This is a genomic window from Nocardiopsis protaetiae (assembly GCF_045446735.1).
Classification (GTDB): domain Bacteria; phylum Actinomycetota; class Actinomycetes; order Streptosporangiales; family Streptosporangiaceae; genus Nocardiopsis; species Nocardiopsis protaetiae.
On record NZ_JBJJBV010000059.1, the window covers coordinates 14,610 to 31,623 of the forward strand.

Consider the following 17,014-nt stretch of genomic DNA (forward strand, 5'->3'; position numbering starts at 1 on the left):
TTTGTGTCGGTGCTGTTTTCACCCTTCCGGTCTCTTCTCTGTGAGCGGGGTGGCGGCTTGGCGGGTTCTCTGGGTGGAACGCGGGGGAGCGAAGGGCCGCCCGGGGCGCGCCTCATATCCGAGGGACAGGGGATCTGGTGGTGCCCGGCCGACGGCTCCCTGACGGTCAAGGGGCACCGCATCAGGGGCGGCCTCCTCTACGTGGGCGAGAGTCGGTTCCCGGGCCGCACGTCCACCGAGGTCTCGCTCGTGGACCCGAAACTCAACATCGGGACCCCCAAGGGCGCGCTCACCGGGCTCCGGCTGCCCGTGAACGAACCCGTCTCTTACAGCAACCTCAGCTGGGGGGCCCGCGCCGCCTACCTCCAGTGGCTGGCCGAGGGCCGCACGGGGCACGAGATCACGCCCGGCCTGCTCCTCACCTACCTGTCCGGCCTGGAACGGCGGGTGCTGCGGCTGCTGGCCGATCGCCCGGAGGACCTCGGCGACCTCGTCTCCGTCCGGGAGGAGGTGCGGCGCCTGGAACGGCACTACCGCTACGAGGGCTTCTTCGGCGACCGGGCCCGGGGCCTGCTCGAACTCATCTCGTACCTGGTCGAGCACCGCTGGCGGAACGTGGAGCCGGGCGAGGGCGCCCTCCTGTCGGGCGGCGCCTACCGGACGGTCAACCCCGCGCTGCCCGTGGTGCGCTATGGCAGGCCCCCGGGCACCCAGGCGACGGTCCCGACGCCGGCACCCGCACCGGCGGTCGAGCGGCCCGCACCCGCGGTTGAACGGCCCGCACCGGCCGTCGGGCGTCCCGACGCGCCGCGCCCGGCGCCCGACACGGCCACGGGGCCACCGGTTCCCCAGGCTTCGGCACCCCCGGCCTCGGAACCTCTGGCCCCCTTGGTCCCGGCCCCTTCGGCCCCGGAACCCCCGGTCTCGGAACCCCTGGCTCCGGAATCCGGGACGGCCACGGCACGGCCCGGCCCCGAGAAGGCGGGGGCCGCGGCCGACGCGACCGGTTTCTTCGACCGGGAGCACCTCACCAGGGTCCAGGCGGAGACCCGCCAGGCGGACGCGCTGCTCCAGTCGTACTTCACCGACGACGAGGACGAGACGGGGACCTTCTCCCGTGCCGCCGTTCGCCCCGGAGCCGCCGCACCGGTCCCCCGGACCGCCCCTGAGCCGGACGCCCCAGCGGCCGATGCCCCCCACCTGCTCCTCCTCCGCCGCCTGGCCGCGCGCGAGCGCTGGAGCCGTGACGAGGCGAGGGAACTGGCGCGCCGGTCGCACGTGATGCTGGACGCGGCGATCGACCTCATCAACGACCACGCCGACGAGCGGGTGGAGGCACCCGTCATCGAGGTCGAGGACGACGACTCCCTCGTCATCGACGCCGAGGTGCTGGCCGAACTGGACCTGGAGCCGTTGGAACTGGAGGCGGCGGCTCCGGAGACGCCCGCCCCGGCGGGCCCGGCGGCCCCGGCCCCTGTTCCGGCGGTGGCGCCCGCTCCCGTGCCCTCACAGCGCCCGGCCGCCCCGCCCGCCCCGGCCGCCCGGAGGGTCGAGCGCCTGCGCTGGGTCGGTGAGGACGAGCGGGTGCACGCCCACGGCCGGATCATCTCCGGCGGGCTGTTCTACTACGGCACCCCGGGAAACGGCGCGCCCGTGCTCGAAGCCGTCGATCCGGCGCTTCCCGTGGCCGCACGGGCCGACACGCCGCAGGGGACGCTGACCAAGGGGTACAACCAGCTCGCACCCGCGGCCCGCGCGGCCCACCTGGACTGGCTGGCCGGCGGGCGCACCGCGGCGACCGTCGGGGAGAACTCCCTGTTCCTCTTCCTGTACGGGCTGGAGCGGCGGGTCCTGGTCGACCTCGTCCCCCGGGACGACTTCGAGAGGGACCTGGAGCCCCTGCGCGGTGAGCTGGGCCGGCTGCGCGACCTGCACCAGGGGACGCGCCGCTTCCGCATGGCCGCGGCCTCCCTCGCGATGCTCCTGGACCACCTCGCGAGCGAATACGGGCAGGACCAGGACCCGCCCTCGGTCCAGTCCCCCTCACCCCGGCCGCCGGACGCGCTGCGTTACGGCCTCGGGCGGCTGGCCTCCCTCAAGGGCCGTATCCCGGTGGAATGGGCGCTGTCCTGGGCGGTGCACGAGCCCGCGGTCCCCATCGGCCTCGTCCAGCGCTCTTCGCCCGCTTTCCACGAGCGGTTCCGGGAGGAGTTCCGTGAGGCGTTCCCGCACGGGCTGCGCCTGGGGCCGTCCGGCCTGGACCTGGAGTGGGTGTACCGGCCGGCCAACCGGGCCCTGACCCCGTGGACCGTGCCCACCGGCGACGTCACCGACGTCTCCTCCGACCGGGACGCGCTGGCGGCCCTGGGGGACATCGTCGCGCGGGCCACGGCGGCGCCTTCCGCGAAGGCCCCGGCGCCTGCGGGACCGTCGGCACGTTCCGCGTCCGCTGCACCCGCTGCACCCGCTGCACCCGCTGCACCCGCTGCACCCGCTGCACCCGCGTCCACGGTACCTGCTGCACCCGCTGCACCCGCGCCCGCGACGCCGGCCGTGCCCGTGACACCGGCCGCGCCCGCGACGCCGGGCACACCCGCGGCTCCCGCCTTCTCCGGGCCCGCGCCCACGAGCAGGCCCGTCCCCGGGCCCGCGCCCACGGGCGAGCGCCGGGGCGGCCGGTGGTCCTCCTGGCGCGGACCGGGCACCGGCGTGTCCATCGGCGGCAGGGTCGTCCGCAACGGCATGCTCTACACCGGGCACGGGCCCGGCGACAAGGGCGAGTTCGACAACGTCCAATGGTCCTCCGCCATCGACCTGGGCCTGGAGGTCGAAGGGGGCGCGACCGACCCGTGGGAGGAGATCCCCGGGCCGGTGGGCGGGTACGGCGACCTGAACCCCCGCCAGCGCGACCGCTACCTGCTCTGGCTCACCGACCGGTACGGCTACGAGATGGTGCCGCCGGTCTTCCCGCGGCTCTTCTTCTACGGCCTTGAACGCCGTGTCGTGGAGACCGTCCGGGCCGCCGGGACCCCGGTGCGGTTCGAATCCGGGCTTCAGGAGGAACTGTCCCGGCTGGCCGGGCACTTCCAGGCCGACAAGGATTTCCTGGCGGTGGTGCGCGCCCTCCTCACCCTGGTGAACGTGGCGGCCCAGCCCTCCCGGGTCGTGATGACCGAGCCCCCGGCCTACCGTCCCGAAGATGACGGACTCCCGTTCGCGCTGCTGCGCGGGCTCGGCAACCTGGCCCGCCACGACGCGCTGCTGCCCGCCGCCTGGGCGGTGGAGTGGGCCCTGCACCACGTTCGGCCGGAGGACCCGCAGCGGGCGCGCCGGACCGCCAGGGAGAGGGTGGGCCGAGAGGCCCGTTCCCTGCGCATGGGGAGGTTCGCCACCCCAGACCTGCCGGACCTGGTCCACCAGTACCGGTCGCGCTGCCCGGGGCTGGGAAAGGCCGCGGTGGCACTGCCCGGCTGCAAGGACCTCTCCCCGGTGACGCCCCCGGACGAGGTCCTGGACCTGTTCCGCCCGGCGGAACCCGTCCTCCCGCGTCCGATCCCGGCACGCCCCGCCCCCACGTCGGCGGCCGCACCCGCCCCGGCGGCCCCGGCCGCACCGGCGGGTACCGCTCCTGTTCCGCCCGCCGCGGCCGCCTCCGGGCCGCCCGCCCCGACCGCTTCCGCGTCGCCCGCTTCGTCCGTTTCGGCGGGGTCCGCGCCCGCCCCGGCGGCCTCGGCGCCGACCGCTCCTGCCACCCCCGCGCCGCCTGCTTCGGGTGCCTCCGGGCCGGCCACCCCCGCTCCGCCCGCCTCCACGGTCCCCGCACCTCCCGCTCCTGCGCCGCCTGCCCCGGACGCCTTCGCGCCGGTAGGGTCCGCTCCGGTCGCCCGCGCTCCGGTGCCCGCGCCGGCGCAGGAGTCCGCGCCCGCACCGGCGGACGCCGCTCGGGCGCCTGGGCCCGGGCCCGACGCGTCCCCCGCCTCCGTCGACGCCTATCTGGCGCTGGCGATGGAGACGGCGCGCCACAGCGGGCGGATCGGTGCCGGGCACCGCGTCGCCATGGCGGGTGGGGCCGAAGGGCTGGGCGGGGCGACCCTGGACGTCCTGCGGGAGCACGGCGCCCACGACCGCGAACACCTCCCGGCGGACGCCCCCACCGCGGCGGCCTCCCTCGCCCGGCTCCCGCTGCGCGACCGCGAGCGGATCGGCGACTCCCTGATCGGGGTCGCCGAGGCGGAGGGGGCCATCACACCTGGGCAGATCGCCTTCCTGCTGGGAGTGCACCGGGCCCTGGGGCTGGAGGACGTCCTGCGGCTGCGCCTGAGCCACCGCGGCCTGGCGCCCGCACCGGGCCGGGCACCCGCCCCGTGGCGGCCGGTGCCCGCCACCGTGCCGGACCCGGCCCCCGTACCCCCTGTCAACTCCCTCCCGCGGGCCCGCGTCCGCCTTCTGCTGGACACGATGTCCCGGCCCCTGTGGTCCCGCGCCGACTTCACCCTGCTGGCCGCCTGGTACGGGTGCGACGACCTGGAGGCCGTCGACGTCCTCAACGAAGCCGCCATCGACATCACGGGGGCGGATGTGCTCGACGAGAAGAACGGTGTCATCAAGGTGCGCACCGAGGTCCTGGAGGAGATGACACGATGAACGACACCCCCGAGCCGGACGCCGCGCCGCCGTCCGAACCGCCGTCCGCGCCGCGCATCCTCGCCCGCGACCGCGAGCCCTTGCTCAACGCGCTGCGCACCGGCGTGGTCCCCGCCCGCGGAGCGCACCTCATCCAGGTGGGGCGGCACGACGAGATCGCGTCGATGATCGCGACCGTCAAACAGGTCCGGGCCGGGGAGGGCGCCGCCCGCTTCGTCATCGGCGACTACGGTTCCGGCAAGACCTACTTCCTCAACCTCGTCCGCGCGGTCGCCCACAAGGAGCGCCTGGTCACCGTCGCCGCCGACCTGACCCCGGACCGGCGGCTCCAGGGCAGCCAGGGCAGGTCCCGCAAGCTGTACTCGGCGCTGATCGAGAACATGGCAACCAAGGGCAAGCCCGGCGGCCGCGCCCTCACCTCCGTCGTGGAGCGGTTCGTCACCGCGGTGGAGGAGGAGGCCGCCGCCCAGGGAGACCCGGTCCGCAGCGCCCTGGAGACCCGGCTGAGGGAACTGCGCGAGCACTCCGGCGGCCCCACCTTCGCCAAGGTCGTCATGGCCTACTGGCAGGCCCACGAGCAGGGCGACGAGGAGCTGAGGGCGGCCGCGCTGCGCTGGCTCCAGGGCGAGTACGCCACCAAGACCGAGGCCACCCGGGAACTGGGCGTGCGCGAGATCATCGAGGACCGCACCGTCTTCGACCACCTCAAGCTCATGTCCGTGTTCGTCACCATGGCCGGATACGGCGGCCTGCTCGTCTGCCTGGACGAGATGGTCAACCTCTACAAGCTGTCCCACAAGGGGTCCCGGACCGCCAACTACGAGCAGATCCTCAACATCGTCAACGAGACGCAGCAGGGGTACGCCCCGCACCTGGGCTTCCTCTTCAGCGGGACGCCGCAGTTCCTGGAGGACGACCACCGGGGCCTGTTCTCCTATGACGCGCTGCGCTCCCGGCTGCGGGAGAACCCGTTCGCGACCGGCGGCCTGGTGGACTACAACGGCCCGGTCATGCGCCTGGGAGGGTTCAGCAAGGAGCACTTCTACGAGCTGCTCCGGAAGGTGAGCGGTGTCTACCGCAGCCACGGGACCACCCTGGAGGGCTTCGATGACACCGCGGTCGAGGCGTTCATGCGGCACTGCGACGGCCACGTCGGCGATGCCTACTTCCGCACGCCGCGCAGCACGATTAAGGAGTTCATCGGCCTGATGGACGTGGTGGCGCAGAACCGCGGCACCGACTGGCGGGACCTGCTGGACCGGGTCGACATCCGCAGGGAGGAGAACCCCGACCTGGCCCCGTTGCGGAAGGAGGACGACGTTCCCGATGTCGGCACCGCGAACCCCCTCGCCTCCTTCCGGATCTGAGGTGCCCGGCCGCCCCTCCGGGTTCGACCTCCTGGACCGGGAGGTCCAGCGCTGGGTGTGGGAGCAGCGCTGGCCGGCCCTGCGCCCGGTCCAGGAACAGGCCATCGCCCCGATCCTGCGGGGGGACACCGACGTGATCGTCACCGCCGCGACGGCGGGGGGCAAGACGGAGGCGGCCTTCCTGCCGGTGTGCTCGGCCCTGGTCCGCCGGACCCGCGGTGCCGCGGGCGCTCCGGGCGGGGTCCAGGCCCTGTACATCAGCCCCCTCAAGGCCCTGATCAACGACCAGCACCGGCGTATCGACGCGCTGTGCCGCCGCCTGGGTGTGCCGGTCACCCCCTGGCACGGGGACGTGTCGGCCACCCGCAAGGACCGGCTCCGCGCCGCCCCGTCGGGCATCCTGATGATCACGCCCGAATCCCTGGAGGCGACGCTGGTCCTGCGGGGGTCGACCGCCCCGGAGCTGTTCGCGGACCTGTCGCACATCGTCATCGACGAACTGCACGCCTTCCTCGGCACCGCGCGGGGGGCCCAGCTCCGCTCCCTCCTGCACCGGATCGAGGCCGCCGCGGGCCACCGGGCGGCGCGCATAGGCCTGTCGGCGACCCTGGCCGACCTGTCCCAGGCCGCGGAGTACCTGCGGCCCGGCGGTGGGGAGCAGGTGGTGGTCGTCCGGGACGAGGGGGCCGCCAAGGAGGTCGAGGTGGCCCTGCGGGGCTACGTCGAAGACCCGGATCGGCGATCGGGCGGGATATGCCCCGACGTCGTCGATGACCTCTACCGGGTGCTGCGCGGCGGGCACAACATGGTGTTCGCCAACTCCCGGGCGGAGGTGGAGTCCTGCACCGGCATGCTCACGGAGCGCGCCGAACGGGACCGTATCCCCACCCCCTTCCTGCCGCACCACGGGTCGCTCTCCGCGGAGCTGCGCCTGCGCGCCGAGGAGCGGTTGCGGCTGCGCTCGTCGCCGACCACGGTCGTGTGCACCTCCACCCTCGAACTCGGCATCGACGTGGGGTGGGTGGACAGCGTCGTCCAGCTCGGCGTGCCGCCGAGCGTCGCCGGGCTGCGCCAGCGGCTGGGGCGGTCGGGGCGCGGGGAGCACAAGGGGCGGCTCCTGGCCTACGTGGTCGAGTCCGCGCGCCCCCGGGACCTGCTGGAGTCCCTGCGCACCGGTCTCATCCAGGCGGTGGCGACGATGGAGCTGCTCCGGGAGCGCTGGTACGAACCCCCGCGCCTGGACGTCCCCGACTTCTCCACGCTGATCCAGCAGATCCTGGCCCTCACCGCCCAGTTGCACGGGGCGAGGGCCGACCGGCTCCACGCCCTGCTGTGCGGGTCCGGGGTGTTCCCGCGGGTCACCGAGGACGACTTCGCGCTGCTGCTGCGGGAGATGGGCGCCCGGGGCCTTCTCATGCAGGACGCGAGCGGGCTGCTCCTGCCGGGCCGCGCGGGGGAGCGGATCCTGGGCCTCCACTCGTTCTACGCCACCTTCGACACGGCGGAGGAGTTCCAGGTCATCGCCTCCGGGACCGTGGTGGGCACGATTCCGGTGGCGGCGTCCCTGATGCCCGGCACCCTGCTGACCTTCGGCGGCCGCCACTGGCGGGTGACCGGGGTGGAGCGGAACGAGGCCCGGGTGATGGTCGCCCCGGCCGCCGGGACGGGTGCCCCGCCCGGGTTCGGCGGGTCGGCCGCCCCGGTGGGGGACGGTGTCCGCCGGCGGATGCGCCGGGTGTACGAGAGCGACGACGTCCCCGCGTACCTGGACCCGGCGGCCGCCTTCCTCCTGGAGGGGGCGCGGGCGGCCTTCCGCGGGGCCGGGGCCGGGGACACCCCGGTCCACCTGGTCGGCGGTGATACGGTGCTGCTGCCCTGGCGCGGTGACGCGGTGCTGGGGACGCTGCGCCAGCTCCTCACCCGGGCCGGGCTGCGGGCGGAGGGCGCCGACGGGGTCGTGCCGGTGCGGGGCGCTGACCCGGGCCGCCTCGCCGAGGTCGTCCGCGGGCTGCTGGAGGGGCCGCGGCCCGATCCGCTGGAGCTCGCGGCCGAGACCGCGGACAAGCACGTCGGACGCTACGACCGCTACCTGCCCGCGCGGCTGCTCGACCGGGCACACGCCGACCGCGCCATCGACCTGGACGGGGCCTGGGAAGTCCTTGAGGAGATCCGCGGATGAGCGGTGGGCCGCCGCCCAGCGCTCACCGCCCACCGCCCAGCGCGTGGGGCCAGCGCCCACCGCGCGGGGCCCGCGGTCAGGCGAGGGCCTCGTCGAGGCGTTCGCCGAGGTGGTCGGTGAGGAGCTCCACGTAGGTGTTGGTGATGTGCCCCGAGTCGCGGTAGACCATCACGTTCCCGATGACGGCCGGGCACTCGCCGTTCGCGCAGAACAGGTCGCTCATGTCCACGAGGGCGGCCTCGCCGGCCAGCGAGGCGACGGCCTCCTCCTGGGGGTCGTCGCGCTCGAACGCCTCCGCGCGGGGGATGGCGCACGCCCGGGGGTCGTCGGCGTTGCGGGCCACGCACTCCACCACGTCCCGGCGCTGGCGCGGGGTGTCGCGCACCGCCACGATCGGCCCCGAGGCCTCGCCGACCTCGTCCCACAGGCGGGTCATGCCCTCGGCCACCAGGGGCACCCGGTCGTCCTCGTCACCCTCGACCGGTTTGGCCGAGGTCGAGGAACTGGTGATGACCAGGTCGGGCTCCAGGTCGACGAGTTCGTCGACCACCGCCCGGTTCCACTCGTGGCACGCCTCGTAGGCGCCGCCCTCGGGGCCCCGGGTCATGGTGTCGGTGAACGCGCACGAGGACTTGGTGAACAGCACCAGCCGCCAGTCGCGCTCCTCGCCCAGCCCCATCAGCGCGGGCACCCACTGGGCGCTGTGCGAGTCACCGACCACCGCCACGGTCCGCCCGGCGTCCGGCGGCCCGTACACGCAGGGGTCGCCCGGGTCGGTCGCCTCGTGCGGCGCCTGGCACTCGTCGTCGTACAGCAGCGGAACGTCGTCCTCGGCCTCCACCGGGGACGGGAAGACCGGCTCGCCGGTGGCCGCCCGCCCCAGCGCCAGCGGGCCCACGTGCACGTCCGGGTCGAACTCCACCGACTGGACGCGGTCCACCCGCACGTACAGGGTGGCGCCGACCGCGGCCACCACCAGCACCCCCGACACCGCGGCCGCCAGGGCGCCCCGGCCGCCGCGGACCAGGCGGTGGTCGCGCACCGGGTCCTCCACCCACACCTTGGTCGCCCAGGCCAGCAGCAGCGAGGCCGCGCCCACGGCCACGGCCAGGGTCCAGCCGAGTTCGTCGCGGCCGGTCACCGCCAGGGCCAGCACGATCAGCGGCCAGTGCCACAGGTACAGCGAGTACGACACGTCGCCCACCCAGCGGGCCGGGGCGGTGCTCAGCGGCGCCGACGCCGCCAGCGGCCCCGGCACGTGCTCGGCGGCGATCACCGCCGCCGCACCCAGCACCGGCAGCAGCGCCGCCCACCCCGGGAACGGGGTGGACCCGTCGTAGAGCACGGCCGACGCCACGATGGCGGCCAGCCCCGCCCAGCCCAGCGGCAGGCGCACCCGCTCGGGCAGGTGGCCGTGGGCCAGGCCGACGGCCAGCAGGCCGCCCACCGCCAGCTCCCAGGCGCGGGTCGTCGGCAGGAAGTACGCCGACGGCTCCCCGCCCGTGGTGACCACCGACCACAGCAGCGACGCCGCCAGCAGCGACCCCAGCAGGGCGATCAGCGTCCCGGTGCCCGCACCCCGGCGGCGCAGCGCCGCCCACAGGATGAACAGCAGCGGCCACACCAGGTAGAACTGCTCCTCCACCGACAGCGACCAGAAGTGCTGCACCGGCGAGGGCGCCACCTCCGCGGCCAGGTAGTCCACCGACTGCCGCGCCAGGTACAGGTTCTCCACGTACGCGGCCGAGGCCACCAGCTGCCACATGGTGTCGGTCAGCCGGGTCACCGGCAGCAGGAAGTACGACGCGACCCCCGTCGCCACCAGCACCACGGTCGCCGCGGGCAGCAGCCGCCGCACCCGGCGGGCGTAGAACCGGGCCACCGACACCCCGCCCCGCCCCGACGCCTCCCGGTACAGCAGCGACGTGATGAGGAACCCGGAGATCACGAAGAACACGTCGACGCCGACGTAGCCGCCCGGCAGCAGCGACGGATCCAGGTGGTAGACGAGGACGAGCAGGACGGCGACGGCGCGCAGCCCCTGCACCTCCGGGCGGAAGCGGCGTTCCGCGGCGGCGGAGGCGGGGACGGGAGCGGAGGGCATCGCGGGACTCTCCGAAGAACGGGAACAGGACCGGCCGGGGGATGGGCGCGGGGGATGGAGGTGGACGTGCGCGGGGGATGGGTTCACAGGATGTGTGTCCGCATTCTGTTATGCCATGCACGGGGTCGGGACACCGAAAGCCGACACGCGCCCTCTTGTTCCACCGATGGCGGCCCCGGCGACACCCTCCCGTGACCGGATGTTCGCCACACCGGCGCCGGAACGCCGGAGGGCGGCGCACGCGCTCCGGATCTCGGGCAGACTGTGCGATACGGAAACGTCCCCGGTCGGCGGCGCGCACGGCCCCGGTGCGGCGTTCCGTGTCCCCGACCCCCGGGCCCGCGTCCCGTCACCGCGGCCGTGTGCGAGAGGAGGCCCACCGTAGCCCCCGTCATCCGCGTCCGTCTCGTCGTGCTCGCCATCGCCGTGGTGATCGTCCCGACGGCGCTCTTCCCCCTGATCGGCCCCTGGGCCCTGCTGTGCGTCCCGGTGGTCCTGGCGGCCGCGGCCGCCCTCGAACTGCGCGCCCGCCACCCCGTCCGCGCCCCCCGTCCGGCCCTGGACGCGGCCCCCGACGACCTCGGCACGGACGCCGGCGCCGACACGGGCGCCGACCCCGCGGGGAGGGACGACCGTGCCGGTAAGGGCGGCCGCACCCCGGCCGCCGGGGCGTCCCCCGCCCGCCCCCGGGACGGGCGGCGCATCCGACCCATCGCCCTGCCCAGCGCCGTCGACGACTACGACCTGCACTTCTCCGCGGTGGTCCACTGGCGCTGGTCCAACACCGTCGACCTGCGGCTGCGCAACCCCATGGGCCCGGCGGTGCTGGCCGTCGTCACCCGCGCCGCCGAACTGGTCCGCGAGACCGACCCCGCCGACGAGGGCATGGCCGAGTGCGAACTGGCCGCTCGGCTGGCGGTGGAGCACGTGGTCATCGGCAGCGGCATCGTGGTGTGGGCCGACGAGGTGGACCTGCGGCTGTCGGCGGGCGACGCCGAGCGGCTGCGCCGCATGGCCGACCTGCGCAAGGACCGGGTGGTGCGGGAGGCCGCCCGGGTCGCCGAGGACGACCTGGCGCCCCTGCCCGCGCCGCGCCCCGGGCCCCGTCCCCCGCGCGCCGCGGCCGGCGGGGTGTCCCTGCCCGTGCCGGTGGTGCCCGACGGCGCCGACGCCGGCGCCGAAGACCTCGGCGGCCTCGACGGGCTCGATGAGCTCGACGGGCTCGACGACACCGTCGAGCCCGGACCGGGCAGCGACGTGGACGGCGAGGGGTACGAGAGCTACTGGTGGCCTGCCGAGGACGACGACCACGCCGGCACCGAGCGGGACGTCCAGGTGGCCATCCTGCGCGGCATGATCGACTCCCTCACCCCGGGCCCCGAACGCGACGCCTTCGTCCGCGACCAGGTGGCGGTCCTGGAACGGGGCGGGTTCGGCGAGGTGGCCCGGCGCGTCCGGGCCGGGCACGCGGACCCCCTGGAGACCGACGAGCCCTGAGGCCGGGTGCCGGGGCGGGGTCGGGCCGCGGGGGCGGGCAGCGGCGCCGAAGCTCGGACCCCCTCGATGCGAACGAGGTGCGCGGCCGGGCCGGGCAGGGGAGGGCCCCGGCGCACAGGACGGTGCACGCCGGGGCCCGGCTCCCCGCGCGGGTTCCTCAGTGGATGATCCGCTGGAAGAACACGTACGCGGCCGCGATGGTGCCCAGACCCACGAGGACTGCGTTCGCGACGTTGTCGTGGGCGAGCCAGGTCAGGGACCCGGCCACGGCCCCGGACAGGACGCCCAGCGTCGCGATGACGGCGACGCGGAGGCTGATCCGGCCGTCGGAGTCGGGTCGCTCGGGAGGTCGGGCGGGCGGCGATGCGGTCATGGTCGCCCCTTTCGGACTGCTCGGACTGGACAGGGATGCGCTCCGTGGTCGGTTCGGGACTGATAACGGTCCTCGATCCCGACGGGAGCCGTGTGGCCGGTGGGGCGGGGGCAGTCTCTTGAGGCACGGGAATGCACGGGGGTGTCCTCGACGGTCGGCCGGAGCGCTCGCGCGGAACGGTCCTCACCCTTGTCAGACGGTCCGTGACCGGGGAACCTGTGAGAACCCGGACCCTCACCGGTCCGGTGGGGCCGCTTCGGTGCGGATCGCCGCGACACCCTTCGCTGGGCAGGCAGAGGTTCGCGGGGTCCGCCGGGGCGGCCCTCCTGCGTGATCGGGCCGCGGTCGGGCGGCCCACTCTTCACCTCCTTTCCGATTTTCGCTTCCGGTGACGTTTACTGACAAATTGATACCCCGCGGACTGTCCGAAATCACTCCAGGTGATGTTGTTATGTCAGGAAGTGTTATTTTGCGGAGTCGGAGGGTCTGCGGCCTTTTGATTTCTCCAGAGAAAAACGGATATCTCTGGAGAAGGAGCGGTGCGGGGAAGGGGTGGGGAAACGGACACCAGTAACTTTCTTCTTTCTGGTGTCCTGGTCGGGATCCCGTTCCGCGGCAGGGCCGCCGGCGGCGCGGTCGGCCCCCGCCGGAGCGCCCCGGCGCGGACGCCCGTGCCGCGGTGCACCGGGCACGCAGGCGCGGTGCGGCAGGGGGAGCCGTCCGCCGCGAGGGGTGCCCACCCCGGCCGGAACGCGGCCCGCGGCGGGGGAGCCCTGGGCAGGAGCGGCCCGCGGGCCCGGCCACGGCCGCGGCGGTCGGGGTCGGCGCGCGGCCGGGTGTCGGCTGTTTTCGAAGTTCCCTGACATGCGCTTTCCCCGGGCCCGATCCGTCCACGCAGAGAAGCGGCGGAAAGGCCCTCGGGGAATCGCACCGCCAATCGCCGACCTGTTCACAGAACCCCGCCGCCCGCCCCCGAGCCCGCCTTTTCCCCGGCCTCCCGGAGCCCCTTCCCGAGCGTCCGAGCCTGCGCTCACGGGTGGTCGACGCACTGCGCGAGGCGATGGTGGCCGAGAAGCCGGAGCCGGGCCGGATCCACTCGGCGCCCGCCCTCGCCGAGCGGCTCGGGGTCTCCGCGACGCCGGTGCGCGAGGCGATGGTGGAGCTCACCCAGGAGGGCCCGGTGGAGACCCTGCGCCACCGCGGGTACCGGGTGGGCGGGCGGTCGCCGTTTTCGGGAGGGGCCACACTGGAAGCGGTCGGGGGAGCCCCGGCCTGACGAGGCGGGAGGGTCCGGTGCGCGGTGGCGGACGGCGGGGTGCGGCGGCCGAGGTACCCGAGCTGCCGCCCGAGTCCCCGCGGGTGCGGCCGCGGCCGGTCCTGCTGCGCCAGCGCTGGAGCGACGTCGTCTTCCTGCACTGGCCGGTCGACCCCGCGCAGGTGGCCCCGCTGCTGCCCGCCGGCACCCGGCCCGACCTGCTCGGCGGGGTCGCCCACGCGGGCCTGGTCGCGTTCCGGATGCCGGTCAACGCCGCGGCCGGGGTGCCCCTCGGCGGGTTCGACGAGGTGAACGTACGGGTGTACTCGGTGGACCGGCACGGCCGCCGCGGGGTCGTGTTCCTGAGCATGGACGCCGACGCCGCACACGCGGTGGTGGCGGCCCGGGCGCTCACCGGGCTCCCCTACATGTGGTCCGACATCTCCCTGGTGCGGGGGCGGGAGGGTGTGCGGGCCGGTGCGGTGCGCCGGCGCGCCCCCGGCGGCGCCCGGGGCCGCTGGGCGGTCCGGGCGGGCGAACCGCTGGAGCACCCCGGCCCGCTGGAGCACTTCCTCACCGCGCGCTGGGGGCTGCACACCCGCCACCTGGGGCGCACCTGGTGGCTGCGCGCCGACCACCGGCCCTGGCCGCTGCACCGGGCCGAATTCCTGCACTACGAGGGCGACCTGCTGGGCGCCGCGGGGCTGACACCGCTCACGGAGCGGCCGGTGTCGGCGCTGTGGTCGCCGGGCACGGACACGGGGTTCACGGTGTCGCTGGTCTAGGGTCCGCGCCGGTCCGCGTCACGGAGCGGCGCGGCCCGGCGGGGCCTCACCGGCCCTTGCGGAAGAGCACGGTGAGATCGAGTCCGTGAACGCTGTCGAACGCCTCCTGCTCGGCGGGGCCGGTACCGGGGAAGGCCCGCAGGAGTTCGCGGTGGTAGAGGTCGTAGCACGACTCCACCAGCGTGGCCAGGTTGTCCACGGCCGACCGCGCCTGCCGCCAGGCGGTGACCAGGCAGATCACCCCGACGGCGGCGGGGATCCACCAGGCCGGTGAGACCAGGGCGATCACGGGGGCGGCGGCCAGGTAGAGCACGCCCCAGCCGCCCAGCAGGACGGCGCGGTCCAGGTCGGCGCGGCAGCCGTCGACCATCTCCACCGGGCGGTCGGGCAGCAGCAGCACCAGCCGGGGCCACGTCCACGAGACGTCCAGCCCGTAGTCGGTGTACACCCGCCTGGCCAGGGCCTCCATGCGATCGCCCATCCAGGTGGGCCGGCGGGGGCGGACGAGTGACACGCGGTTCTGCGCGATGAGGTCGTTCGCTCTGCCGTCCCAGCGCCGTTGCCTCCGCCGGATGGCCCGCCGTCTCGGCTCGACCCGGTCCCACACCCGGCCCGGGGTCCACCGGCGCCGGGCGTCGTTCTTCTCCGGCTTCTCCGGTGTCTCGGGTTTCTCGGATGTCCCCGGTTTCTCAGGCTTCTCCGGCGTCTCGGGTTTCTCCGGCGCCTCCGGCGTCTCCGGTTCCTCGGGCTTCTCCGGCAGCGAGGCGGTGGACAGCCACACCGCCCGTACCAGCAGCGACAGAAAGCGCGCGGCCACTGCGGCGGCATGCCCCGCCAGGGCGATGGCGACCAGCACGACCACCACCACCGTGGTGGAGCCGGCCAGGCCCCGGGCCCGCCCTTCGAGCTCGGTGAGCGCGGTCGGCGCCGCGCGGACGTCGGTGAGCAGGTCCGTCCCGACGAATCCGACCGAGGCGCTGCCCGCGACGGCGAGCAGGAAGAGCACCCCGGGCAGGGCCAGCAGGGACCACCAGTGCTCGGCGCCCTTCTTGCCGAGCTCGGCCAGGAGCAGGTTCACAGGGCCCGGGCCCGTCTGGGCATGCTCAGGCCGGCCAGGGCGCACATCGGGCGGGACTCCAGTATGGGGTTGGTGGCCTCGGTGCGGGTGCACGGGCGGCCGGGACCGGGGCAGACGAACTCCGAGGGCGGCGCCAGGGTGGCCGCCAGCCCCGGCAGGCCGCCGGTGTGGTCCCGGGGGTCCTCACCGTTGCCCCGGTGGTCGCCCTTGTCGCGTGCACGCTCCAGGCGCCGGTGGAGATCGGCCAGGTCCTCCTCCCGCAGGCTCCGCTCCCGGGCCCGGCGCTCCAGCTCCAGGAACAGGCGTTCCAGCTCGGGACGGTCCTTGACGGCCTCCGCCAGAACCGGGTGTTCCTTGCAGAACCGTTCCACGGTTCTGAGGGCTTGGGACATGTTCGTGTGCTTTCCAGTGGATTCGGCGATTTCGAGGGAAGCGTATCGGCAGGTGGGAGGGCTTTATGAAACAAGTTGAATAATGGTGCTTATGGGAGGTTTGTTCTTGGAGTCGCTTGTGTGACGCCTGGTATGTTTCACCCCTTTCTGCTGGTCGAATTTTCTCTTCTGGTGTGCTGAGGATAATATGGCTGATCATCGGGGGTCTTAGGCGAATGCCCTTTACGGGACCCTTCTTCAACGCGGTCTTGTGCGGCCCACCGTCCGTGGCGCCACGAGCAGAGAGCGGAGCGGGTTGAGCAGCGCATACTCGGGTGACTTCTCCCCTCCGGTGAGAACGGTCCTCATCGACGGCCGTGCCCTCACCGTCACCGAGGCCGCGACCCGGGTGGAGGCGGTACGCGCCGAACTCACCCAGGCGCGCACCGAACTGCGGGCCTTCGGCGGGCGCCCCACGGCCGCGTCGGACCCCGACACGATCGCCGTGCCCGACGACACCGACTCCGACGAGGCGATCGTCGCCTCCTGCGCCCGCGCGCGGGAGGAGCTCACCCGCACCCGGGAGGCCCTCACCCGGCTCCGGGCCGAGGCGGTCGGCGCCCGGATCGCCCGCACCGCAGGCGCTCCGGCGCCGGTGCGCGCCGCGGGCACGGGCACCGCGCGGCCCGCCCCCGGAGCCGCGGCCTCCCGGGCCGCGGACGCCGAGGCCAACGCCCGGGTGCTCGAACGGTGCCGGAAGCTGGTCGACAAGGAGGCCGAGCGGATCGACGAGGCCGACATCGAGATCATCGGCGCCCGCCTGGCCGCGATGGCCGCGGACGCCCCCACACTCTCCCGCACCGCCTTCGCCACCCGGGAGTCGGTACTGCTCGGCAGCCTCTCGCGCTCGGTCAACACCAGGACGGCCCGGGAACGGCGGCTGCGCACCCGGGAGGAACTGGCGGCCGCGGCCACTCGGGCGCCCGCGGCCGAACGCGAGGACCTGCGGCGCAGGATCCGCGAGGCCGACCGTCCCGAGGACCTCGCCGGGGAGGTCCGGGCCGCCGTCGCCCGAGCCGACCGCGAACGCGCCAGGACCGCCGCGGTCGAACGCATCACCGCCGCCCTGCGCGCCATCGACTGCGACGTCCACGAGGAGGCGGACGACATCCTGGACACGACCGGCGAACTCGTGGTTCCCCTGTCCGGAGCCGACGAGGCCGCCGTCGACTACGGCCTCCGGGTGTACCTGCCCGTCGACGGAGCCGCCCTCCAGGCCCAGGTCGTCGACCTGGACCCGGAGCGGCCCGCCGACCGCAAGGAGAAGCAGGACAAGGAAGCCCAGGACTGGTTCTGCGAGG

General features: G+C 74.6%; 11 protein-coding genes. 7 read left to right on the top strand and 4 right to left on the bottom strand.

The features are described from left to right. The first annotated feature begins 9 nt into the window (after positions 1-9). The 3 genes from ACJOT3_RS11900 to ACJOT3_RS11910 are packed head-to-tail and all read left to right on the top strand — an operon-like array spanning position 10 to position 8,190. The gene (locus tag ACJOT3_RS11900; RefSeq protein ID WP_406971900.1) at positions 10-4,644 is read left to right on the top strand and encodes a TerB N-terminal domain-containing protein; all 4,635 of its coding nucleotides are present in this window, start codon (positions 10-12) and stop codon (positions 4,642-4,644) included. Next, positions 4,641-6,011, top strand: coding sequence for an ATP-binding protein (locus ACJOT3_RS11905; RefSeq protein WP_406971902.1), 1,371 nt, complete (start codon positions 4,641-4,643; stop codon positions 6,009-6,011). Before ACJOT3_RS11900 ends, ACJOT3_RS11905 begins: the two co-directional genes overlap by 4 nt. A gap of 1 nt (position 6,012) precedes the next feature. Next, entirely contained in the window at positions 6,013-8,190 is a 2,178-nt protein-coding gene (locus ACJOT3_RS11910) for a DEAD/DEAH box helicase (RefSeq protein WP_406971904.1), read from the top strand. Positions 8,191-8,266: 76 nt separating this feature from the next. On the opposite strand, the gene ACJOT3_RS11915 is transcribed toward ACJOT3_RS11910, so the two are convergent. Beyond that, positions 8,267-10,294, bottom strand: coding sequence for an acyltransferase family protein (locus ACJOT3_RS11915; protein WP_406971906.1), 2,028 nt, complete (start codon positions 10,292-10,294; stop codon positions 8,267-8,269). A gap of 411 nt (positions 10,295-10,705) precedes the next feature. Between ACJOT3_RS11915 and ACJOT3_RS11920 the strand changes: the two genes are divergently transcribed. Further along, positions 10,706-11,791, top strand: coding sequence for a hypothetical protein (locus tag ACJOT3_RS11920; protein WP_406971908.1), 1,086 nt, complete (start codon positions 10,706-10,708; stop codon positions 11,789-11,791). A gap of 157 nt (positions 11,792-11,948) precedes the next feature. Here ACJOT3_RS11920 and ACJOT3_RS11925 read toward each other — a convergent pair whose 3' ends face one another. Beyond that, positions 11,949-12,164, bottom strand: coding sequence for a hypothetical protein (locus ACJOT3_RS11925; RefSeq protein ID WP_406971909.1), 216 nt, complete (start codon positions 12,162-12,164; stop codon positions 11,949-11,951). Between the two features lie 1,036 nt (positions 12,165-13,200). On the opposite strand from ACJOT3_RS11925, the gene ACJOT3_RS11930 reads away from it, so the two are divergent. Both ACJOT3_RS11930 and ACJOT3_RS11935 read left to right on the top strand, forming a co-directional pair. Then, a complete protein-coding gene (locus tag ACJOT3_RS11930; protein WP_406971911.1) occupies positions 13,201-13,440 on the top strand; it encodes a GntR family transcriptional regulator in 240 nt (79 codons plus the stop codon). A 17-nt stretch (positions 13,441-13,457) separates the two neighbouring features. Further along, positions 13,458-14,204: a YqjF family protein gene (locus ACJOT3_RS11935; RefSeq protein ID WP_406971913.1), complete on the top strand. Its 747-nt coding sequence runs from the start codon at positions 13,458-13,460 to the stop codon at positions 14,202-14,204. 46 nt (positions 14,205-14,250) lie between these two features. Here ACJOT3_RS11935 and ACJOT3_RS11940 read toward each other — a convergent pair whose 3' ends face one another. Both ACJOT3_RS11940 and ACJOT3_RS11945 read right to left on the bottom strand, forming a co-directional pair. Beyond that, positions 14,251-15,282 carry a hypothetical protein gene (locus ACJOT3_RS11940; protein WP_406971915.1) on the bottom strand — a complete coding sequence of 344 codons (1,032 nt, stop codon included), beginning with the start codon at positions 15,280-15,282 and terminating at the stop codon, positions 14,251-14,253. Beyond that, positions 15,279-15,674, bottom strand: a complete 396-nt coding sequence (locus ACJOT3_RS11945; protein WP_406971917.1) for a hypothetical protein — start codon at positions 15,672-15,674, stop codon at positions 15,279-15,281. The genes ACJOT3_RS11940 and ACJOT3_RS11945 overlap by 4 nt, the downstream gene beginning before the upstream one ends. 295 nt (positions 15,675-15,969) lie before the next feature. Here ACJOT3_RS11945 and ACJOT3_RS11950 point away from each other — a divergent pair. Then, positions 15,970-17,014 (top strand): hypothetical protein (locus ACJOT3_RS11950; RefSeq protein WP_406971919.1); only part of this gene is annotated, 1,045 nt, incomplete at its 3' end.

What these genes read in the sequence shown, in the direction of transcription:
- ACJOT3_RS11905 (WP_406971902.1), top strand. Translation starts at nt 4,641, where the DNA reads ATGAACGACACCCCCGAGCCGGACGCCGCGCCGCCGTCCGAACCGCCG.
- ACJOT3_RS11915 (WP_406971906.1), bottom strand. Translation starts at nt 10,294, where the DNA reads ATGCCCTCCGCTCCCGTCCCCGCCTCCGCCGCCGCGGAACGCCGCTTC.
- ACJOT3_RS11925 (WP_406971909.1), bottom strand. Translation starts at nt 12,164, where the DNA reads ATGACCGCATCGCCGCCCGCCCGACCTCCCGAGCGACCCGACTCCGAC.
- ACJOT3_RS11945 (WP_406971917.1), bottom strand. Translation starts at nt 15,674, where the DNA reads ATGTCCCAAGCCCTCAGAACCGTGGAACGGTTCTGCAAGGAACACCCG.